The organism is Gracilibacillus sp. YIM 98692 (assembly GCF_010993965.1).
GTDB lineage: Bacteria > Bacillota > Bacilli > Bacillales > Amphibacillaceae > Gracilibacillus.
The window spans coordinates 15722-39138 of sequence record NZ_WIXM01000013.1 but is presented as its reverse complement, the minus strand read 5'-3'; the positions used below and the strand labels follow the sequence as shown (position 1 = coordinate 39138).

The 23417-nt window shown below is 36.6% G+C and carries 21 protein-coding genes; 2 read left to right on the top strand and 19 right to left on the bottom strand.

From position 1 onward, the window contains the following. Nucleotides 1-59: 59 nt before the first annotated feature. From arfA to GHD00_RS12470, 17 genes are all read right to left on the bottom strand, one after another. Complete coding sequence (arfA, locus tag GHD00_RS12550) at nt 60-1580, bottom strand: arabinosylfuranosidase ArfA (RefSeq protein WP_205600760.1); 1521 nt, start codon at nt 1578-1580, stop codon at nt 60-62. Between the two features lie 426 nt (nt 1581-2006). Then, nucleotides 2007-3128: a GntR family transcriptional regulator gene (locus GHD00_RS12545; protein ID WP_163538521.1), complete on the bottom strand. Its 1122-nt coding sequence runs from the start codon at nt 3126-3128 to the stop codon at nt 2007-2009. A 405-nt stretch (nt 3129-3533) separates the two neighbouring features. Beyond that, the gene (locus GHD00_RS12540) at nt 3534-4652 is read right to left on the bottom strand and encodes a GntR family transcriptional regulator (RefSeq protein WP_163538520.1); all 1119 of its coding nucleotides are present in this window, start codon (nt 4650-4652) and stop codon (nt 3534-3536) included. Nucleotides 4653-4917: 265 nt separating this feature from the next. After that, nucleotides 4918-6402, bottom strand: a complete 1485-nt coding sequence (gene araA / locus GHD00_RS12535; RefSeq protein ID WP_163538519.1) for an L-arabinose isomerase — start codon at nt 6400-6402, stop codon at nt 4918-4920. A gap of 120 nt (nt 6403-6522) precedes the next feature. Then, complete coding sequence (araD, locus tag GHD00_RS12530) at nt 6523-7218, bottom strand: L-ribulose-5-phosphate 4-epimerase (RefSeq protein WP_163538518.1); 696 nt, start codon at nt 7216-7218, stop codon at nt 6523-6525. Nucleotides 7219-7384: 166 nt separating this feature from the next. Next, nucleotides 7385-8134: a C40 family peptidase gene (locus GHD00_RS12525; protein ID WP_163538517.1), complete on the bottom strand. Its 750-nt coding sequence runs from the start codon at nt 8132-8134 to the stop codon at nt 7385-7387. Nucleotides 8135-8607: 473 nt separating this feature from the next. After that, nucleotides 8608-9507 carry a formyltetrahydrofolate deformylase gene (gene purU / locus GHD00_RS12520; protein ID WP_163538516.1) on the bottom strand — a complete coding sequence of 300 codons (900 nt, stop codon included), beginning with the start codon at nt 9505-9507 and terminating at the stop codon, nt 8608-8610. Nucleotides 9508-9594: 87 nt separating this feature from the next. Further along, nucleotides 9595-10767, bottom strand: a complete 1173-nt coding sequence (locus GHD00_RS12515; RefSeq protein WP_163538515.1) for an aspartate aminotransferase family protein — start codon at nt 10765-10767, stop codon at nt 9595-9597. Then, nucleotides 10760-11563 carry an acetylglutamate kinase gene (gene argB / locus GHD00_RS12510; RefSeq protein WP_163538514.1) on the bottom strand — a complete coding sequence of 268 codons (804 nt, stop codon included), beginning with the start codon at nt 11561-11563 and terminating at the stop codon, nt 10760-10762. Before argB ends, GHD00_RS12515 begins: the two co-directional genes overlap by 8 nt. A gap of 12 nt (nt 11564-11575) precedes the next feature. Beyond that, on the bottom strand, nt 11576-12814 hold the full coding sequence (gene argJ, locus GHD00_RS12505; RefSeq protein WP_163538513.1) for a bifunctional glutamate N-acetyltransferase/amino-acid acetyltransferase ArgJ: 1239 nt from the start codon (nt 12812-12814) through the stop codon (nt 11576-11578). Nucleotides 12815-12829: 15 nt separating this feature from the next. Then, entirely contained in the window at nt 12830-13867 is a 1038-nt protein-coding gene (argC, locus tag GHD00_RS12500; RefSeq protein WP_163538512.1) for an N-acetyl-gamma-glutamyl-phosphate reductase, read from the bottom strand. Nucleotides 13868-14247: 380 nt separating this feature from the next. Next, a complete protein-coding gene (locus GHD00_RS12495) occupies nt 14248-15168 on the bottom strand; it encodes a fumarylacetoacetate hydrolase family protein (RefSeq protein WP_163538511.1) in 921 nt (306 codons plus the stop codon). Between the two features lie 170 nt (nt 15169-15338). Continuing rightward, complete coding sequence (locus GHD00_RS12490) at nt 15339-16244, bottom strand: AEC family transporter (protein WP_163538510.1); 906 nt, start codon at nt 16242-16244, stop codon at nt 15339-15341. Between the two features lie 17 nt (nt 16245-16261). Continuing rightward, nucleotides 16262-17413, bottom strand: coding sequence for an MFS transporter (locus GHD00_RS12485; RefSeq protein ID WP_163538509.1), 1152 nt, complete (start codon nt 17411-17413; stop codon nt 16262-16264). Between the two features lie 130 nt (nt 17414-17543). Beyond that, nucleotides 17544-18293, bottom strand: a complete 750-nt coding sequence (locus tag GHD00_RS12480; protein ID WP_163538508.1) for a CAP domain-containing protein — start codon at nt 18291-18293, stop codon at nt 17544-17546. Between the two features lie 78 nt (nt 18294-18371). Continuing rightward, nucleotides 18372-19721, bottom strand: coding sequence for an MATE family efflux transporter (locus GHD00_RS12475; RefSeq protein WP_163538507.1), 1350 nt, complete (start codon nt 19719-19721; stop codon nt 18372-18374). Nucleotides 19722-19730: 9 nt separating this feature from the next. Continuing rightward, on the bottom strand, nt 19731-20540 hold the full coding sequence (locus tag GHD00_RS12470; protein ID WP_163538506.1) for a glycosyltransferase family 2 protein: 810 nt from the start codon (nt 20538-20540) through the stop codon (nt 19731-19733). Between the two features lie 297 nt (nt 20541-20837). Here GHD00_RS12470 and GHD00_RS12465 point away from each other — a divergent pair, with 297 nt between their 5' ends. After that, on the top strand, nt 20838-21068 hold the full coding sequence (locus GHD00_RS12465; protein ID WP_163538505.1) for a hypothetical protein: 231 nt from the start codon (nt 20838-20840) through the stop codon (nt 21066-21068). Nucleotides 21069-21087: 19 nt separating this feature from the next. Here GHD00_RS12465 and GHD00_RS12460 read toward each other — a convergent pair whose 3' ends face one another. Continuing rightward, entirely contained in the window at nt 21088-21411 is a 324-nt protein-coding gene (locus GHD00_RS12460) for a MerR family transcriptional regulator (RefSeq protein ID WP_163538504.1), read from the bottom strand. Nucleotides 21412-21607: 196 nt separating this feature from the next. Here GHD00_RS12460 and GHD00_RS12455 point away from each other — a divergent pair, with 196 nt between their 5' ends. Continuing rightward, nucleotides 21608-21889: a HesB/YadR/YfhF family protein gene (locus GHD00_RS12455; protein WP_240468687.1), complete on the top strand. Its 282-nt coding sequence runs from the start codon at nt 21608-21610 to the stop codon at nt 21887-21889. 211 nt (nt 21890-22100) lie between these two features. On the opposite strand, the gene GHD00_RS12450 is transcribed toward GHD00_RS12455, so the two are convergent. Next, nucleotides 22101-23261: a family 43 glycosylhydrolase gene (locus GHD00_RS12450; RefSeq protein ID WP_163538502.1), complete on the bottom strand. Its 1161-nt coding sequence runs from the start codon at nt 23259-23261 to the stop codon at nt 22101-22103. Nucleotides 23262-23417 lie beyond the last annotated feature (156 nt).

The following is a 23417-nucleotide window of genomic DNA, read 5'->3' as shown; positions in this document are numbered from 1 at the left end:
TATATTGATGGTGTTCCAAATGAATGGCTTCCTTTCATTTGACGGTAAATTCCCATTGGTTACGACTGCTTTTTGTTTAAACGAATCATATTCCAAGAAAATTTCGGAAAAACACCTGCTAACTTGCCATCATCTAAATAGGATTCTCCATTTGTATGTGGTTTCACATTTTCTTGGGCTGCTGTATTAATCGCTTTTGCATCTTCGTTTTCTAAAACAACGTGTTCAGTTACTTCATATCCTTCAAATGCTCGTACATCAATATCTACTTCTAATGTTTTCTCAAGATGACGGTTAGTAGCAAAAATAACTAACTCTTCTTTCTCTTCATTGTATACAACAGAAGGGTCTAAATATGGAACATCTGTGAAATCTTTACTATCGTATTTAGGTGAGCTAACCACTGGGTTTAATGCAACTCCTCTTCCATATACAGACGTATAGAAATAAGGGTAGAAAATAGTTTGTTTCCAAGCAGCGCCACCGTTTTCAGTCATGATTGGTGCAATGACGTTCACCAGTTGTGCCATACAAGCGATTTTTACACGATCAGAGTGACGAAGCATGGTGTTTAACATACTTCCTACAAGTAATGCATCCTCAAAAGTGTATACATCCTCTAATTGCGGCGGTGCTACCGTCCAAGGTTCGATTTCTTTATCTTGTTGGTTAGAGTGGAACCACACATTCCATTCATCAAAGCTTAGATACATTTTTTTCTTACTGCGTTTCTTCGCTTTAATATAATCACATGTTGCAATAACCGTTTGGATAAAATTCTCCATATCCATCGATTTTGCTAAGTAGTTAGCTGTATCGCCGCTTCGATTGCCATAGTACTGATGCAAGGAAATATAATCGGCTACTTCATAAGTGTGCTCTAATGTTTCTGCTTCCCATTGCGGGAATGTTGGCATATTGGAATTAGAGCTTCCACAACTTACTAGCTCAATGCTTGGATCTACTAATCGCATTGCTTTTCCTGTTTCAGCAGCTAAACGGCCATATTCATACGCCGTTTTCTGACCGACTTGCCAAGGTCCATCCATTTCGTTTCCTAAACACCATGTTTTAATATTGTGAGGGTTTTCATAACCGTGTGACTTTCGCAAATCACTCCAGTAAGTTCCGCCAGGATGGTTACAATATTCAAGCAGATTTCGTGCTGCATCAATACCTCTGGTTCCGAGGTTAACTGCCATCATGACATCTGTATTAGCTGCCTTTGCCCAATCAACAAACTCATTCGTACCAACTTGGTTTGTTTCAATCACTCTCCATGCTAACTCTAAACGGCTCGGTCTATCTTCTTTCGGTCCTACACCATCTTCCCAATTATAAGCGGATACCATGTTTCCACCTGGATAGCGAACAATCGGCACTTGCAGTTCTCTTACAAGATCTAACACATCTTGTCTAAACCCTTTTTCGTCAGCCTTTGGATGCTCTGGCTCATAAATCCCGCCGTACACCGCTCTCCCTAAATGCTCAATAAACGATCCATAGACTCTCGGATCAATTTCGGAAATTTTAAACTCCTTATCTACAACCATCTTTGCTTTTACTGATTCTTTTCCCATTTCTCTCATCCCTTCCCTTGAGCGTTTAGTTATATTATAATTAAAACTTTCATGAAACGCTTACAAATAGTTTAAATAAAAAGAGTTTTCATAGAAACTCCCTTAACTCGAACGTACATTTAATAAAAAATTGTCCCTTTTGTATAATTTGTACGTATATTACTAAGATTATGAAATATTAGTTAGTTTGTCAAGTGGATTCAATAGATTTATAGAATTTCAAAATAAAAAATCGGAAGACATCTTTTCTAAAAATGTGTGTCAGAATAACATTTTTGATCGTATAAGTTCCCTCATTTATGCTTATCCTTGTTATTTCATGTATCCTATTTTTGAACCCATATCTTATTTTTGTTTTTTGATAATCCTAAAAATCACATAAAAAAACACCGTATACTTTGTATACAGTGTTTAATTTCTTTCGTATTAAATCACCACGCCTTTTTTTAAATCACTAGTGGATTGTCTTATTTTCAATTCTGGTTCATAAAGTTTTGACCAGTTTTCCTTACCGTTAATAGTATTATTTCTTTTAATCATCTGAATAATTGTTTTGGCTGCATCTAAGCCGAGTTGACTTTTAGGATGAGCAACAGATGTTAATTTTACTTCCGACACTTCAGCTAGCATCGAATCATCATATCCGACTAAAGAGATATCCTTTGGTATTTGAATGCCTTCACTTCTCAAGAAATCCATCAGCCTTAAAACAAGTTGATCATTGTAACAAACAAGTCCTGTAAGTTTATCACTTTTTTGAGATAATAACTTTCTTAATGCGTTAACAGGCTTTTGGTGTTGATTTTCTGTATCATATGTGACAATGTTTTTTGGATTAAGAGGTAAGTTTAGCTCACGATGGGCTTTGATATATCCTTTTAATCTCTTTTGCCCTTGTGCATCATCGGTTTTATACATACATGCAATTTCTTTATGCCCTTGGTCTATTAGGTGTTTCGTTTGAATAAATCCCCCTTGTACATCATTCATCATAAAGCTAATTGGCTCTAACTCCTCATATCTAGCATTGATCATAACATAAGGGATATTTTCCTTTTCTAAGTTTAGATAATATTTTAAATTAGGATTAGAAGATGCACTGTTCGTTGGTTCAATGATGACACCATCATAATTGCCTAATAATATTTTGCTTAGTATATCCTTTTCTTCCTCATATCGATTGTGTGTGTTGAATATGCTAACATGATAACCTTGCTGGCTTAGGTAAGATTCTGCTCCTCGAATAATACTTGGAAAAATATATTCTGATATATAAGTCGTCACAATCGCAATATTTTTATGAGGCTTGTCAGCTGACTTTTTTTTGTCTATATTCGACCTGTCCGCACAAAATGTCCCTGCTCCTTGTTCACGGTATAGCCACCCTTCATTTACTAGTTCACCTAATGCTAGTCGCACCGTATGACGACTTACATTAAATTCCCTCATTAATTCACTTTCGGAGCTTATTTTCTCATTTGGTGAGATTAAACCTTCTAAAATTCTTGATTTAATCGATTGTTTAATTTTTTTATATTTTGCCTCCATCCTTCATACCCCCAATTTTATATACCGAAAAAAACTATCTATCTAACTAAGTATTTATTATTACCTTTTGTCTGGGCAATCCGCCCTAAATTAAAACAAACTTTACATGTGAACGATTACAAATGGTTGGAAAATAAAATGGAATATTTACAATTTGTACGTACTAATAGTATACCAAACACCCTCTAATTTACAATACCTTTTACATTATTTTGTTAGTTATCAATCAATAAGTTATTTTATCCTTAAGAAAGTTATTACATTTCAGTTTTTCATTAATAAATAAGTTAATTAAGGGAAGGTTTGTTTTACAGCTAACAGCTTTTAAGTAACAAAAAAATACTGAATCATCTACCCTAGTAGATCATTCAGCATTCTAATTAATCTTATTATTCATAGTGGTTTTTAGCGGTTATTTGCTTCTAATCGTGCTGTTGAATGTCTTACCACTAATTCAGGTTCAAATAGAACCATATCCTTTTCTGTATTGCTCCGAGGACCTCTCGACCGCTTTATCATATCTAAAACAGCCTTTGCCGCAAGCTCTCCCATTTCACTTTGCGGATGCTTCACTGTTGTCAGTTTTACCTCTGTTACTTCCGCCATAAAAGAATCATCAAAGCCCACTATCGAAATATCTTGCGGCACTCGTAAATGGAATTTACGAATAATGTCTAGTAATTTGATCGCTAGTTCATCATTATAGCAAACAATAGCTGTCGGACGTTTTTCTTGAGGCTCTTCTAAAAATTTCTCTAATAATTCCACTGGCTTTGTTGATTTTTCTTCTGTATTGTATGTCACAATATTATTTGGCGATAACTCAATACCGTGCTTTCGATGTGCTTTTAAATATCCCTTCATACGTTTCGTCCCTTGGATATCATCATTTTTAAAAAATCCAACAATATTTTGATGCCCAAGTTCAATTAAATGTTCTGTTTGTATGAAGCCGCCTTTTTCATCATCCATGACAAGGTGGAAGGGCTCTAATTCATCGTAATAAGCATTGATCATTAAGTATGGAATATTCTGTCTTTCTAAATTTAAATAATAGTTAATGTTTGGATTCGTTAAAGCACTTCTTGTCGGTTCAATAATAACGCCATCGAAATGTTGGGTTAAAATGCTTTCCAAAAAACGCCGTTCATTTCCATGATCATTATTTGTGCTAAACAAACTTACCTGATAACCATGATCACTTAAATAGGACTCTGCTCCACGAATAATTGATGGAAAAATATAATCCGATATATATGTTGTAATAATCGCTATATTGTTTTGTTTTATAAATGAACTCTTATCTTCTTTAGAGCGATCTGCACAGAATGTACCCGCTCCTTGCTCACGATATAACCAGCCTTGATTAACAAGGTCGCCAATCGCTAATCGAACAGTGTGACGGCTCACGTTAAATTGTTTCATTAATTCACTTTCTGAACTAATTTTTTGATGCGGCTGGAAAGTACCATCTAATATTTTCGATTTAATCGCTTGTTTTACGATATTATATTTTGTCTGCATCTATTACACCCCAGTAAAAAGCCAGTTAGTATTCTAAGCAATATGTTTCCTAATTATAAGCATATAGCATAAACAACCACTGTCAAGGTTCGAAGTGTATTTCTTTATTACTTATATAGTTTATGCTCCTTAAAGAAAAACTCGTTGATAAACGAGCCTTTGGCGACAGCAATAGCCTTAGTTGCCCTTATAAAATTCTATACCTTTTCTAAGTGTAAAAAATAATGCAGAGATTTACAAAGGTAAATCTCTGCTCAGTTGTAGTTTAACGGTAAATGGCTTCATTCCATTTTAATTCATTTCTAAATTGACGTAATTTCGTATCTTCATCGATAACCACACATTCGATCTTAGCCATATTAGCAAAATCATATAGCTGCTCTGTCGTTACATCAAAAGAGAATACGGTATGATGTGCACCACCTGCATAAATCCAAGCCTCTGTTGCTTCACTTAAAGATGGCTGCGGCTTCCATAGCACCTTTGCAACAGGAAGGTTTGGTGTTTCTATTTCTGGTTGCTCTGCTTTTACCTCATTAATTACTAGGCGGTAACGCCCTCCCATCTCAACAAGAGAAGCATTTACTGCATCTCCGCCTCTACCGTCGAACACAAGACGGGCTGGGTCTTCTTTCCCGCCAATTCCTAATGGGTGTACAACAATTTTCGGTTTTGTTGCCTTTACCGTTGGACATATCTCAAGCATGTGTGAACCAAGTACCATTTCATTTCCTGGCTCTAAGTGATACGTATAATCTTCCATAAACGATGTACCTTGATTATTTGAAATAATCTTCATAAAGCGTAATAGTGCAGCTGTACGCCAGTCCCCTTCACCAGCAAAGCCGTATCCTTCTGCCATTAAACGTTGCGCGGCTAGACCAGGCAGTTGCTTCATACCATGTAAATCCTCAAAATTTGTCGTAAATGCTGTGTAATTTCCCTTCGATAAGAAAGCCTTCAGCCCTAGCTCAATCTTCCCTTGCTCTAAAATAGAATCTCTTACAGGACCAGGTTGCCCAGCTTCTTCCGGCAAATCATATAACTCTTCATATTCTTGATAAAGTGCATTTAATTCCTCTTCCGTTACCTTGTCCATTTCTTCCACTAGATCACCAATGCCAAAGTAATCTACTGTCCAACCAAACTTAATTTGTGCTTCAATTTTATCACCATCCGTAACAGCAACATTACGCATGTTATCACCAAAACGAGCAACACGGATATTAGAACCTTCAGCTACTGCTACCGCTGTTTTCATCCAATCGGCTACTTTCCTTGTTACTTCTTTACTTTGCCAATGTCCGACTACAACTTTCCTGGAAACATCCATTCTCGTTCCAATAAATCCATATTCACGATCACCATGAGCTGCTTGATTTAAATTCATAAAGTCCATATCAATGCTATCCCATGGAATATCACGGTTATATTGTGTATGCAAATGCAATAAAGGTTTCTGTAAGGCTTTTAATCCAGCAATCCACATTTTTGCAGGTGAAAAAGTATGCATCCATGTAATAATACCTGCACAATTTTCATCTGCATTTGCTTTTAATACTAATTGGTGAATATCATCAGCAGTTGTTAGTACTTCTTTAAATTCTACTGAAAAAGGCAGATGACCTTCAGCGTTCAGTCCTTTTACTACTCCACGCGAATTATCTTCTACTTCCTTTAATGTCTCTTCTCCATACAAATGTTGACTTCCTGTTACAAACCAAAACGTATATGGTCTAATTTCTAACATACTTTCTCCTCCTCATTGTTCTATAGATTGATAAACTAGATCACTAATCGATTAGACAGCGATAGAATACGAGTAAAATATCACCAGCCATTAACCGCATAATTTGATATAAAAAATTGCTTAGTTTTTATCTTGTCCATAATAAGCATTTGCACCATGCTTTCTTAGATAATGCTTATCCAATAAATATTGATCCATCGATCCCACATCTGGATTTAATTGATAAGTGTGTAAAGCCATTTTAGCTACTTCCTCTAATACGACCGCATTATGCAGTGCCTCTTGCGGATCTTTCCCCCAATTAAATGGTGCATGGCTATGCACCAGCACACTTGGAATTTGTAATGGGTCGATGTCTTGAAACGTTTCGGCAATCACATTTCCTGTTTCCCATTCGTATTCGCCAGCTACTTCTTCCTCTGTCATCCTTCTAGTACAAGGAATTGTTCCATAAAAATAATCAGCCTGTGTTGTTCCAAGCGCAGGAATACCTTTTCCTGCTTGAGCCCAACTCGTAGCCCATGGTGAATGAGTGTGTACAATACCGCCAATTCCTGGGAACTTTTGATATAACAATCGATGGGTCGGCGTGTCTGATGAAGGCTTTAAATCACCTTCTACAATATTTCCATCTAAGTCCAACACAACCAGATCTTCTGCTTTTAGATCTTCATACGGCACACCACTTGGTTTAATAACCATCAATCCTGAATCTCTATCGAAACCGCTTACATTACCCCAAGTAAACGTTACTAAGTCGTGTTTAGGTAAATCAAGATTTGCTTCTAACACTTGCTGTTTCAACCTTTCCAGCATTTATATCCACCTTTCTTTCTTCTATTTCCCTCTATCCTTGTACGTATGTGTGTGAAGATTTACTCTTATAATAATATAATTCGTACGTACATTCAATATAAAAAGCATAATTTTATAAAAAAAATACAGTGAGTACTTATCCCACTGTACAATTTGCTCTGCTGTATTATGTGTTAATAATAAATTTAACATTAGGATGTTTGTAAACTTGCTCAAAATCCGGATTATCTTTTAACTGTGTGTAAAGATCTTCTGGCGAAAACCACAGGTAGTCGTTTTCAAACGTATAATTTGCTCCATAATGGTAGCTTAACCATACTAGCTTAGAGCAATATACTTTTTCCCAAGGATCGTCTAGTGACTGTGACAAATCAAATGAAAAAATAGGCTCATTAATGCCTTCCTCTAAGTTTTTCTTATAGCTGTTGTAATAGTCTAAAGCATAGGCAGCAGCGTCAACTCCTATCTCATGGTCTTTCGGTCTAAACTGAGCATGTTCTGGGTGTTTATCTAAGAATTGTTGGATCGTTGACTTTACGATCGCTGGATACCTTCCAGGTGATTCAACTAATGTCTCATCATCTACCACAATAGCAGAATGCCCCATATATCCTGTCATCTCTGATTTAACATTATCACTTGCTACTAAAATATCTCCTGGTTGAAAGTTACGCTCTCTTATTGCAGTATTGGGATGTAATGTATAAGTTTCTTCTATCCTTTTTGAACCTGCCATTGCTCCTATTAAAGTGAGAGATGAAAAAGAGCCTCTGTCATAAAATGTAATAGTTGTTGGTCCACCATTCTGTATTCCCAGGAAATAGTTATCCATATGAATTTGATAGAAACGTAACGGATATGAAGGATTGATATGAACACTTCGCCCGTCCCGTACCACTTCAAAAAAACGCATCATTATGAGATCACCTCACCTCATCCTATGCGGTAAGATGGGGTCAGGTAACCCAAAAATTTATCACGGTGAACAATCGTCCGTAAGCCCCCCACTTCAAGACTTAGAATAATAAAAGAAGTAGATGTAGGGGATGAAAAGCCCCACTTCTACTTCTTTTATTACTCTATTATTTCCCGAGAAATAAAAAAGCACCCAAGTTAAAACTTGAGTGTCTCATTTACCTTATTAGAATTTATTTCGTGTTACAGATGAAGTGAATTCGACGTAGTACCACGATTAGAAAAATAGATAAGGGCCACTACGTCTTTAACTTCGCCAAGCACTCAGCAATCACCGAGTTTTCTTTACACGTTAAGAACGTGTAACCTGGCAGCGGAGAAGAAAGTCGGCGTAGAAGCCAGGTTTAGGAATGAAGTATAAGTGCAACTACGGCTCTGCTGTCGCCTAAAGGCTCGGCAGTCACCGAGTTTTCTTTAAAATACAATAGTCTTATTGCCATATACAATAATCCGATCTTCTAAATGCCATTTTACAGCACGAGATAATACACTCCGTTCTACGGATTGACCAATTTTCTTCATCGCTTCCGCATTATCTCTGTGATCTACACGGCTTATATCCTGCTCGATGATTGGCCCTTCATCTAAATCATTGGTAACATAGTGAGATGTTGCCCCAATTAATTTCACCCCTCTATTATAAGCACGCTCATAAGGTTTTGCGCCAATAAAAGCAGGTAAGAAAGAATGATGTATATTAATGATTTGATTTTTAAAGGTTTCTACAAAATGTGGTGTTAAAATTTGCATATATCTGGCTAGTACAATAATGTCAATACCATGTTCTTTTAACAGCTGGATTTGCTTTTCTTCTACTTCCTTACGAATATCCTTGTTAGCCGGAATATAATAATATGGAATACCTAGGGACTCCACCATTTCTCGGGAAGTCTCATGGTTACTAATTACCATGCTTATATCTGCCAACAAATCACCACTTTGCCATTCCCACAATAATTCCAATAAACAATGTGGCTCTTTTGATACAAAAATAGCCATCTTTTTAATTTGGTCCACATATTTAAAAGTGGCTTGCATACCAAATTGCTCACGTATTTCTTGGAAGTCTGACTCTAATTTTTCTACTTTGTCCTTTAATCCTGGAAGTTCGAATTCTACACGGATAAAGAATTCTCCACCCTCAGGATCTGTAGAATATTGGTTCGACTCAATAATATTGGCATCATGCTCATATAAAAATTGCGAAACAGCTGCCACGATACCAGGTTGGTCGGCGCAATTTATTAATAGTCTCGCACGATTTTTATTTTCATAGCGAAATGCATCGACTTTTTCTTTTATATAGCTTCTCATCTTAATCCCTCTTTACTACTTGTATCATTCCTATAATACTTTATCATGTTAAGAAAGATTATCAAGTATTCCGCTAAAAATTTTTTCTTAAGCAAATATTTTTTTCATTATTTCTAAAAATTGATCGGCTTCTTCTTGATTGGTTGTTAATGGCGGAAGAACCCGAACCACATTTGGACCAGCTACTACAAGAAGCAGTTGATGTTCTTCTCTTGCTTTATGAACAATATCAATCGCCGGTTCATTTACTTGTAAACCAATCAACATCCCTTTTCCCCTTACGGACTGAATACTATTATCTCCTTCTGCTAATTGTTTCAATTCATTCCATAAATAGGAAGAGAGGCTTTGAGCTTCGTCTAAAACATTAGATTCTACTAAATGTTGCACAGTAGCTAGTCCTGCTGTTGTAGCAATTGGGTTACCACCGAAAGTACTCCCATGTGTTCCTGCTGAAAAATGTTTAGCAACATGCTCTTTAGCAATAATTGCACCAATAGGGATACCTGAACCTAAACCTTTAGCAACACTAATCACATCTGGTTCTAGGTCATAATCTTGATAAGCAAATAAGCTTCCTGTTCTCCCCATTCCTGTTTGTATTTCATCGATCATTAATAAAATATCGTGCTCTTTACACACTTGATCCAGCATTTTTAACCATTGAGGATCTGCAGGAATCACACCGCCTTCTCCTTGCACGACCTCTAAAATGACTGCACACGGCTTGATTTCTTTTAATTTATTTAGATCATCCACATTATTATATGACAGATACTCAAAACCAGGTGTTAATGGAGCAAACCCTTGTTGAATTTTCTCTTGCCCTGTTGCTGAAAGTGTCGCCATCGTTCTTCCGTGGAAAGAATTTTGAAAGGAAACAATCGTCGGATCTCCCTGTTGAGAATATTTTCTAGCAATCTTAATAGCAGCTTCATTTGCTTCTGCCCCACTATTACAAAAGAAAACTTGATCTCCACAACTATTTTCCACTAATACCTGTGCCAATTTTTCCTGAGAAGGGATATGATATAAATTAGAGCAATGCCACAGCTTGCTTAACTGTTGATCCATGGCATTTTTTACGACATCTGGTACATGCCCAAGATTACATGTCGCAAGTCCTGATGAGTAATCTAAGTATTTAGTTCCTTTATCATCCCATACATAGCTTCCTTTCCCTTCTACAAGAGCAATAGGAAACCGACCATATGTTGCCATAATTGGATTAACTTTTTGAGAGTACTGTAATTCAGACATTTGGCATCTCCTTATCTAAAGTAATTCTTGTTCCCACTTCTTTTCCTTGCATGAAATGCCATAACCCGTTCTCATCGGTACCATTCACGATCGAAACTTCTAATACATTTTGATGCAAGGCATGCAAGGCGGATTGAACTTTCGGTATCATCCCACCGAAAATGACTTCCTCATCCATTAACTGCTGAATACGTTCTTCGTTCAATTGATGATAAACCTCTTTTTTGCCGTCTCTTTCTTGGTAAATACCAGGAATATCACTAATAAAGCATAGCTTTGCTTCTAATGCTTGTGCCACAGCTGAAGCAGCCATATCTGCATTAATATTATACCTTTGTCCTTTTGCATCTATCCCAATTGGGGAAATAACAGGCACAGACCCTTGTTCAGCGATAGAAGTAATAATATCCGTGTTTACTTTTTTGACGTCACCAACAAAACCTAACTTGTCGCTATCCTCTACAGGAACTGCTTCTAACAACTTGCCATCAATGCCACTGACCCCGAATGCCGCTCCATCTGATTGTGTGATATGGCGGACTATTTGTTTGTTCATTGCTCCACTTAAGGCCATCTCGACTACATCTAATACTTCATTCGTCGTTACGCGCAAACCATTTACAAAGGTTGTCTGAACGTTTACTTGCTCTAATAACTGGGAAATAAGCGGGCCGCCCCCGTGTACAATAATTGGCTGCCATTCCCCTTGCTTTTGAATATCCACTATATTTTGATAAAAAGATGGGGGCAGTTGTTCAAAGACACTGCCTCCACATTTAATGACTACATAATTCAAGTGACTTCCTCCTTACGTTCGATAAGAAGCATTAATTCTTACATATTCATACGAAAGGTCACAACCCCAAGCCGTTGCTTTCCCATTCGCATCTCCTAGTTGCGCTAATATTTTGATTTCATCTTGTAATAAGTATTGTTTTGCTTCCTCTTCATCAAAAGGGTGTGGAATACCATTTTCCACTACTAAAATATCTCCCAAATAAATGCTGACACTATCAGGATCTAATGAAACACCGCTATATCCAATTGCTGTAATAATACGTCCCCAGTTGGCGTCAGCACCATGCACAGCTGTTTTCACCAAATTAGAAGATATAATAGATTTCGCAATGGCTTGAGCCGATTCATCTGTAAAGGCACCTTTTACATTAACTTCTACTAGTTTACTAGCACCTTCACCGTCTCTAGCAATCTCTTTTGCTAAGTATTCACTAACAAACTTAAGTGCCTGATAGAATTTTTGCCATTCCTTATGTTCCGGAGATAGTGATTCATTTCCTGCTTCGCCATTCGCAAGTACAAGTACCATGTCATTTGTACTTGTATCTCCATCCACTGTTATCATGTTAAAGGATTTATTCGTAATATCCTTTAAAGCAGCAGATAGATATTTAGATGGAATGTTTGCATCTGTTGTAATAAACGCGAGCATTGTTGCCATATTAGGATGGATCATTCCAGAACCTTTTGCCGCACCTCCAATGGTGACAACTTGCCCGTCAATTTCCAATTCTATTGCAATCCCTTTTTCTTTCGTGTCTGTTGTGAGGATAGCTGTTTCAAACTTATTTGCACCATCATGCTCTTTATTTGGAATTTGCTCCATTCCATATTGGATCTTATCCATTGGCAAAGGCTCTCCGATTAAGCCGGTGGAAGCAACGGCAGCTAAATGCTCCTTCACACCAATCGTTTCCGCAAATATTTTTCGCATATCATAAGCATCCTGCAGTCCTTGCTCTCCAGTACATGCATTGGCAATACCAGAGTTGACAACAACTGCCTGAAGAACTTCTTCTGTTGCAATACTTTCCTGAGTCACTTTTAATGGCGCTGCTTGGAAAACATTTGTTGTATATACACCTGCTACTTGGGCAGGTACATCTGAATAAAACCATCCAAAATCTATTTTTTTCTTACGAATACCGCAATGCAGCCCGCCTGCTTTAAAGCCTTTTGCAGAGGCCACATTGCCATTATCTATTAATGTAAAATGTTTTTGACTGTCTTCGTTTTGTGACGATAACATGTTCCGTTTCACTCCTTAAGGAAATATAGGTAATTGGTTTAAGCCGGTAGTTTCTTTCCATCCGTTCATCAAATTCATATTTTGTATAGCCTGGCCAGAAGCACCTTTAACTAAATTATCGATAACCGATACAATAATCAACTTGCCTGTTCGTTCATCTGCATATAAACCAATATCACAATAATTGCTGCCATAAACTTCTTTTGTAGCAGGTATAACCCCTTCATCACGCACACGTACAAATGGATGCTCTTGATAAAATGCTTTATACGTTTCTACTAACTCTGTGGTAGATTTCTTGTCTTTTAAGTCCACATAAATCGTGCTCAAAATCCCTCTAGTCATCGGCACTATATGCGGAGTGAAAGTGACCTGAATTGGCTCATCTGCTGTTTCAGATAACATTTGTTCTATTTCAGGTATATGTTTATGAACACCAACTTTATACGCTTTAAAATTTTCATTCATCTCTGAAAAATGAACGTTTAACGAAAGGCTTCTACCTGCACCAGATACCCCTGTTTTGGCATCAATAATTATATGATTGCGATCTACTAGATCGTTCTCTAATGCAGGAATTAGACCTAATGTTGTAGCAGTTGGGTAACATCCTGGATTAGCAATAAGTTTTGCTTTTTGAATCTCTTCTTTATGAATCTCAGATAATCCGTATACTGCTTGCTTGATATATGTTCCTTCTGCTAATTCTTCACCATAATATTGTTGATATACCTCTTTGTCACGTAATCTAAAATCTCCTGATAAATCAATACAACGAATCCCTTTGTCCATAAAAGAGGGGATAAAGTTTTTGCTGACATTAGACGGTGTAGCAAAAAAGACTGTATCCACCTCTTTCGCTAGCTCTTCTATATCTAGTGATTCCATCTTTGTTTCTACTAAATCTGTAAGGTGTGGATATACATCAGAAAAAGATGTGCCACTATTCGAATGCGAGATAATTTTCTTTACTTCGACGTATGGATGATTATATAAAAATCGCAGTAACTCTACGGCACCGTATCCTGTGCCTCCTATAATTGCTACGTTCACGATAGTTCCCCCTAAAAATTCCGTATGTGATTGATTTATAATTATACTGCATTTTGTATTTTCATGCAATATTGTTTATAAAAAAACATAGTTATAATTTAAAATTTCCGCATAAAATATATTATAGTTGGAATGTATGTCTATCTGTTTTGATTAAGTAATTTCCGTACTCCTCTTTTTTTAAATGTATAAATATCCACTTATTTATACATTAGTTGATTTATTATCATTATATGCTTAACATGGCGTTTTTATGTCTTGGAAGTGCCCTAAAATTCCATCAGCTTTTTAACTCAGGAGAATAACTAGAATTCAATATATACACTCTTTCCTAATAAAAAACACTTACACAGCTTTTTTTCTGCATAAGTGTTTCGGTATTAGTTTTGGCTTCGTACGTTATTTTCTAATTTCCCTATTTGCTCAATTTCCATCGTTACTTTATCACCGTCTTGCAGAAATTGAGGTGGATCCATTGCCATTCCCACCCCATCAGGCGTTCCTGTTAAAATAATATCACCTGGCTCTAATGTCATAAGGTTGGAGATAAAGCTGATTAAATGAGGAATATTAAAGATCAAATGTTTTGTATTAGATGATTGGCGCAACTCTCCATTTACATAAGATTGGATTTTTAATTGGCTTGGATCTGTTAGTTCATCTGCTGTTACTAACCATGGGCCAATAGGTGTCGTATGATCTAATGACTTCCCCTGAAGCCATTGTACAGTACGTTTTTGCAAATCTCGAGCAGAAGTGTCATTTCCAATTGTATAACCAGCAATATAATCCATGGCAAGCTCTTGTGGTACTTTAGATGCTTTCTCACCTATCACAACTGCTAGCTCCACTTCATAATCTAACTTGTTTGTTTCACTAGATTTATAAATATCATCTTCCGGCCCGATTAATGCATTACGAAACTTTGAAAATAGTACAGGATATTCCGGTAATTCCGCACCCATCTCTGCGACATGATCTGCATAATTAATACCCACACAAATAATTTTAGAAGGGTTCGGAACTGGGGGGCCTAAAATCACTTCCTCTCGACTAAAGGTAAAAGCAGGAGATTTTGTTTGGGCATACTCCAAAACCTTTTTGGCATAATGCAATCCTGCTTGTCCTAAAGCATAAAAGTCATTGGGATATGATGGTATATCAAAACCTATATTTTCTGCCTTTTGGTTCTTTTCCATTTCCTTGTAGGTTTCTTCGATATCAATAACTTGGTCATTAAAAAATATTCCTATTCGTTGTTTTGCAAATAAGTGCTTTAGTTGATACGTCACTAACTTCAATGGAATCCCTCCCTGCTTTTACCACTATCTTACCATGAAAAAAATCTATTTAGAACGAATGAGTTTTATGTCCAGTACAATTAGGTGAAAAAGCACATAATTTCTAGAGCCACCGTACAAAGATTCAAGATAAAGAGAGACTTCCTAATTTTGTGTATTTTGAATAATACTTATAAAATAATCATTAACAGAATAGGTAATGTTACAATACTCAATATCGTACTTACTAATGTGGCACTTGAAACAAAACCAGGTGTTGCATTGAATTGCAAAGCATACATCGTCGTATTAGCAGCAGTTGGCATAGCTGCCATTAAAATTAGAATATCTTTGACCATTTCATCTAAAGGAAGTGGCAAAGTAATTAGAAAAGCAATAACCGGGGCTAAAATTAAACGAAAGCCAACAGCGACAGATAACCTTCCCACTTCTATGTCTCCTAAACGTATTTGCGCAAGTTGCATCCCTAACACAATCATAATCGTTGGAATTGTTGCATCAGCCACCATGTCAACCGCCGTCATCGTTTGGCTATCAATATGAATGTTTAATAAATTGAATAAAACACCCAAAATGGCGCCATAAATAATAGGCACCTTTAGCACATCTTTCATTGGCGAAACTTTGATCGGCCGATTGCCAGCACCACCTTGTGCCGCTACGTAAATTCCAATCGTACACATAATTAAAGTTTGAAGCACCATTAGAATAATCGCATAATGAAAGCCTTCTTCCCCAAATACAAGTAAAACAAGCGGTGCTCCATAATTTCCATTATTCATAAAAACGGAGGAAAGGATAAAACCACTTCTGCGCGATGTATCCCATTTTTTTATAGCTCCCGCTACATAGCAAAATAGTAAGCTGACAAAGCATAACGCTAATAAAAAGCCCCCAAAATATAAATAATCCATATTCAACTGATTTTGATAAAAGGTTCGAAACGCCAAAAATGGCGACATTAAATACAACGTTAATGTTGAAATTGGTTTAATATCAATTTTTAGTAATTTCATCCCTATATAACCAATTGCAAAAATACCGAAAATCGGAATTAAAACACCAACAAAACTCATTATTCATCACCTAACATTTATGATTTTCCAAACGGCAGCCAATGATATATAAGCATCAAAATGGTGCCAATGGTTGTTAATAGACCCATAAAGAAGTATAACGACCCGCCACCCAAGCTGTCTATCACCATACCTCCAAATAGTGAACCAATTATACCTGAAAAACCAAAGAATACTGATACAAAAACTAAATGACCTGTCGATTGCAGTATATTAGGTATTACTCTTGTAACATACTGAAAGGCGGTTAAGTAAAACACTCCAAAAGTCAGCCCATGTAAAAACTGTAATCCCACAATAAACATCGGATCCTCAAATATTGCATAAAAATACCAACGGATCGAATACAATAAACCCGCACCGATAATAAATATTAAAGGATGGAATTTCTTAAACCAATAGCCTGCCGTTGCAAAAATGATCGCCTCACTGGCTACACCAGCAAACCAAGCAATACCTACTAAATCTTCTCCACCGCCTAATGACGCAATATAAATGCCAATAAAACTATCATTCGCACGATGAGATATTGTAATGAAAGTAATAAGTACAAGAAATATGACAAACGGTTTCTTTTTTATTAATAAACGTACATCTTTCAGCTGAACTGGAGCAGTCTCGACTTTCACATCGACAAGCCTTGTACTTACTATAAAACAAGCAAAAGCTAAACAAAGATATGGCCAAACAATATACTGAATGCCTATAACCGACAATAATTCTCCAATGGTTAAAGTAGACACAGCAAAACCTATCGATCCCCATGTTCTAATCGATCCAAACGAGATACCAAGCTGATCAGCCCGACGTTGTGACAGGCTATCACCCAATGCCCCAACAGGTGCTGCAAAAAAGAAAAATAAAGCTCCTAAAGTGAGCAATAATGGCAAAGAGGCCAATTGAAGAAAAACCGAACTACTTATCAATAAACCGATTAAACATAACATTAAGATTCGTTTAACGGTTTGATATTTATCACTAAGGTAACCCCAAAACGGCTGCGAAAAAATAGCAATTAATGGTCCTATTGCCATTACCCAGCCAATTTCGGTACCGCTTAATCCTCTATATTGAAGATATAATGGTAAAAAACTAACAATAATGGTATTTGCCCCATGAAAGCAAAACAATAACATCTTTAATGGTAATGTAGATTCATGACGTGCCATAAAAATGGCTCCCTTCTTATTCCAGCTATTATAAAGTTCCAAATGGATATTATACGTCTAAAAATAATGAATGAAAAGGATAGCGTCATAAAAAAGGAGCTATTTCCAAAATGAAACAGCTCCTTTTACTTTATTTTTTAATAAACAGTTGTGTCCAGTAATCACCATCTGATGCATATCCTACACCAATATGTGTAACAGCCGGATCTAATAAATTTTTGCGGTGCCCTTCGCTGTTCATCCAACTTTCAACAACCTGTTCAGGGGAGGTTTGACCAGCTGCTATGTTTTCGGATGCTTTTGTATAGTCTACTCCAAATTGATCCAGCATATTAAATGGAGAGCCATAAGTTGGAGAGGTATGGGAAAAGTAATTATTTTCTGCCATATCTTGCGACTTTTTTTGTGCCACTTCCGCTAATTCTTGATCTAGCGAAACATTTCCTGCTCCATTTTCACTTCTTCTTTGATTTGTTAAATCAATCACTTTTTGCCTAAAATCACCTAATTTACCTTGATTTGTGTTACCTTGTGGCTCATTTCCTTGGTCTGCTTGCTCTTGTTGCTGATTTTGTTGCTGATTTTGTTGTAGATTTTGTTGTTGCTGTTGATTATTCTCATCATTTCTTTCCCCATCTTGATAGCGTTGGGTATATCTATCTTCGTCACCAAATATGTTTTGCTCTTTACCTGGAGTGATCGGTACTCTGAAACGTCTTTCCGTTATTTGCGGATTATCTCCCCCACCCTGATCACCACCAAAGCCAACATACTCTGGATTTGTTCCTTCTTCATTTTCAGGCTCTAATGATTGTTGGTTACAAGCGACAATCAAAAACAAACATAAAATACTAAATAGTAAAAACACACGTTTATTCATAAGGATTCCTCCTGTTCATTTTTTGACGTGTATTCTTACTTTGTTCAATCGTTACGTTTTTATTCCATCCAGCTTTTACTATTCTCTTTCATCGCTAGGGAAAATTTGTTTCATACGCCATTTCCCGAATCGATAATATAAAAAAGCAATCATACTGCTGACCATAAAGCTGACACCAATACCATAACCAATCCCATCTTCCCCCATCCATTTAGAGAAGAGATATGCTAAAGGAAAACGTAATGCCCAAAAAGATAAAAGGTTCAATATTAACACTTGATACATTGCTCCAGATGCCCGTACAATCCCATTTAAAACAAAATTAATCCCTAAAAACGGATAAAAAAAGGCAATAATCGTTAAATATTGAGCACCAAATGCTATCGCTTGATCTTCTTGTATAAATAATTGGATACCAAACGGGGCAAAAAATACAATTAAACAAGCGAAAAAAAGCATAATAAACGTATTATAAACCACACCATATAAAGAGATTTTTTTCACTCGATCCCATTTTCCAACACCAATATTTTGACCAGCCATGCTGTTGACTGTTGCACTTAAGGCATGTGCAGGTAATAAAAATAAGCTATCCAGTCTTTGAGCTGCACCATATCCTGCTACTACAGCTTCTCCATGTGATGTAACAACACTCATAATAGCAGCAGATCCTGCTGAGATAACTGCCATTTGCAGACCAGACGGAATACCTAGATGCAGAATGAGACGAACTTCTTTCCATTTTGGAATATCTGGCCACTGAAATGGGACTAGCTTCTGTCTTAACACATAAATCACACCATAGATGAAAGAAAAACCTTGAGAAAAGATAGTGGCAAGAGCTGCACCTTCTATCCCCCATCCAAATACAGAGATAAATAAAGGATCTAATACAATATTAAGTAAAACAGCTATAGCTACGAATTTTAACGGTGTTTTACTATCACCAACTGCCCTTAATACGGTACTAATAAAATTATATCCAACTAAAAAAAAGATTCCCATTGCATTAATTCGGAAATAAATGGTAGCATCAGCCAGCATATTAATTGGTGTACCTAACAACTGTAGAATTGGCTTTGCAAAAATGAATCCAAATGTACCCATCAATAGAGCTAAACAAGATAATGTGACAACAAAAGCATTCAAATAATTTTTTAATCCTTCTTCATTTCCTTTGCCCTTTTGCTGAGACAATATCGTTAATGTCGTGTTATTCATACCAATAATAAAGGAAAGAACGGTAAAGATAACAGTACCTGAAACAGCCACTGCTCCTAAAGCATTCGCACCAAGCAAATTACCAACCCAAAGGCTATCAATAAATTGATAAGATACCTGCAAAAGGTTGGCAAACATTATGGGCGCAGAAAAATAAAATAAATCTACCCATAAATTTCCGTTAGTAAAGTCACGTTGTCGACTCAAAAGTATCCCCTACCTTACATAACGAGATGGGGGCATCTCACCATCCCAAATCCGTTCGCTTTCCGATTCCCTTTGCTTAACACTAGGTTCTTCCAATAACAAATAAAAATTTTTCGTCGGTAGATATCCTAAATCATGCTTTTTACTAAGACGGTTCAAATAAAACCGCATGTTATCTAAATTTTTGGATTGGTTATTTCCTTCTAAAGAAAATCCATATAATACACTAGCAACAGGGATTCTTTCCACACGGAAACCCTCCGCCACTCTTAAGAAGAAATCCCAATCCCAGTAATTACGCATCTCCTCATCAAGCCTTCCCACCTGATCATGAATCTCTTTTTTATACATACTTCCAGATGGAACATATGTAGAAAATTGGCGCATAGCTTGTAAATCGTACTCATAAGCAAATAAATAATGGTTTAACGGAATCCGCTTTGTTTCCGTTTCTTCATAATCTACAATTTCTACATCACTATATACAAGCTCAGCACTTTTTAAACCATTCACCATCCGCTCCATATGAGAAGGCAATGGCAGATCATCATCATCCATAAACATAATATAGGACCCCTTAGCAGCCTTTATCCCTTGATTCCGGGCATAGACATGGTAATGATTTTCCTGTAAATCAATCACCCTTATATCTAATTCTGGATACAAAGCCGCAACAGAATCCACCTCTTGACCAGCATCATTCACTATGATGACTTCAAAATGCTGGAATGTTTGTTCAACAAGAGCTCCTAGCAACTCCGCTAGTGCCACGGGCCGATTATATGTAGGAATAATCACAGATACCTGTAGATTACCCATTTGTAAACACCTCATTTATTTTATTAAATTGTATGTTAAGTTACTTGACAAAAGCCAATACAAAGGTAAGATAATAACATATACTAAAGTTAGATTTTCCATACTTCTACCAATATTATATAGTAATTCTACACTCGACACGAACTATTGATACAGTAAAATCATGCACACGACATGACTACTACACTGTCACATTTCCGCTATAATCGCATATGTTCAGATAGTATAACATATAGCAAACATGGTAATACTTACAATAAGCAATCTCACATAATTAAATTATAGGAGGCTTATGCCATGGCGTTTTTACGTGAAGCGGTCGAAAGGCAAAAAGCGTATGTAATCGAGCAGTTGATGGCTAAAGGTGTAGTCGATGTGAATGATCAAGATCTGTATAAAAAGCCGATAAGTGAAATTGTTCAGGACTATGAAAGGTATTGCCAGGAGTTTGAAAGAGACAGTCAATATGCCATAAAACTTACTAGATACAATCCATATCAAAAAGAAGAGAAGCCTCGTTTACACTAGGCTTCCCTTTTTTTGCAGTCTATTCTTTTTGCACTCCAAATCGCGCATTAATTTCACCACGTAATAGTTGTTTACGCAATTTCTTTTCCTTTTTTCTTTCTTCCCTTAACATGTCTTGTCTAATCTCAAAAGTTTGTACGCCTTCTTCACGCTTATTTGCAATATCTATTAATAACTCCACATCGGCAAAGGAATACTTTCGATTTCCCTTCGGTGATCTCTGCGGAAAAACTAGCTTCCGTTCCTCATAATATCGGATTTGACGTTCCGATAATCCCGTCAACTCACTTACTACACCTATGGTGATCACTTTTCTCTGCTTATAGGACGGATTATCTGACATTCGTAACACCACCTATTTCACTTATGCATTCGTCGTAACTTCTTGTTTACAGTATACAAAATATGAAAAAGCATTCCTATTTAAATGTAAGAAAATCTAACAGTATTTATTTTAGCCAATGTAACTTAAATACAAAAGGTAGTAATCCATCCCATCCTTTTGGTATATTAAACGAAAAGGGGGAAGAACATTGGAAATGTCTATCACAAAACCAGCTGCAAAGTGGTTTATTAAAGAATTAGAATTAAAAGAAAATGACTCTTTGCGGTTCTTAGCAAGGTACGGTGGCTTTGGCGGTGTACATAAAGGATTTTCTCTAGCCATTGAAAAAACAGAGCCACAAGATCCTGGTGCGGGAATTGAAGAAGAGGGCATCTACTTTTTTGTAGAAGAATCAGATATGTGGTATTTTGACCAAAAAGATTTTCACATCAAATATTCAAGAAAGCTTGATGAAATTGAATATATCATCCAATAAATTCGATTGTGCAAAGGTTGGAGAGAGTGGTATATAAATACAGCTTCTGAAATATACTTCGATTTTCCGCAGCTTAGATTAAGCACTCATCGTGAGCAAAGTGGGAGGAAAACTTTCCAAAGTTATTGCGTAGTTTATGGATATTACGAACAAATTTTATACTTCTGTTATGATAAGAGAAAAAATGCCGAGCATAGTGGCTCGGCATTTCTTATTTTACTGTAATAATGGCTTTTGCTTTCATACCCTGATAGTTTAATTGGTAGCCAGGTTCCCCAAAGTATGGAAAACCATCTTTCGTCCAAAATAAACGTTGAATTCGTGCATGACGATTATGGTCATAAAGAGGATTCTCTGTGTTAAATCCTTTATATGGTCTGGCATGATAAACAAGTAAATCAAATCCATCCTCATCCGTTGTAAAGCTATTATGTCCAGGTCCATATTCACCTGTTTGGTCACTGGATACAAGCACAGGCTCTTTTTCCTTTGTCCATGAATCAGGATCTAATAAATCACTGTCGATGTCTGCTTGCAATAGCCCCATTGCATAGTTTTCATCCGTAGCACTAGCAGAAAAAGCAATAAATATTTTATGGCCATTCTTTATCATGGCAGGTCCTTCATTGACATCAAACCCAATCGTTTCCCAATTGTACTCAGGCGTAGATAAAAATACTTGCTTTTTGATGGTCCAAGGGTTCTCCATTTCGGCAATATATAAATTCGAAATCGTATTGTTTTCTACTTTTTGTGCCCAAACTAAATACCGCTTTCCTTGATGCTCGAATGTTGTAGCATCTAATGAAAAACTCTGGAATTCAGTGTTGATTTGCCCTTTTTCCACCCAATCCCCTTCTAAAGGGTTTTCTGCATTGCATTCCAGCACATACGGTCGAATCGCCCATACGTCATCTTTATCTCCTGCCGCAACATGAATGTACCATTTTCCATCTATATAGTGGATTTCCGGTGCCCAAATATGTTCAGACATGATACCGGATTCATGTTTCCACCAAATGACTTTTTCTTCCGCGTTTGGCAGTTCATCAATCGTTTTAGCGCGTCTTAAAACGATTCTGTCATATAATGGGTACGATCCTGTAAAGTAATAATATCCATCTGAGTGCTTATACAAATATGGATCTGCTCGTTGTTCGATAAAAGGTTTTGGATATTCTTTATGTTCAATTTCCCCCTCGACTTCAATGGTTCCCGGTTGATTCCATTGTTCAGCAGGAATATCAGTCCATGAAACTTTAAATTCTGCTGTAATATTTTCATTAATGTCTGCTAATACTCTTTCAGGAAGCTCAACTTTTTCCCCTATCTTCGTTGTCAGCTCCACATTGTGTATGCGCTTTATTTCCATTTATGCCATCCTCTCTCTCTGTCTTTCTATAACTCTTATTATAATATACTTCAACTTGTAAGTACAAATATTATTTTTTAGTTTCCTTAATCAAACTTATACCTACAACTATAAAAGGATGCTAATAAAATCTCGCATATTACGCTAGCTGATAGT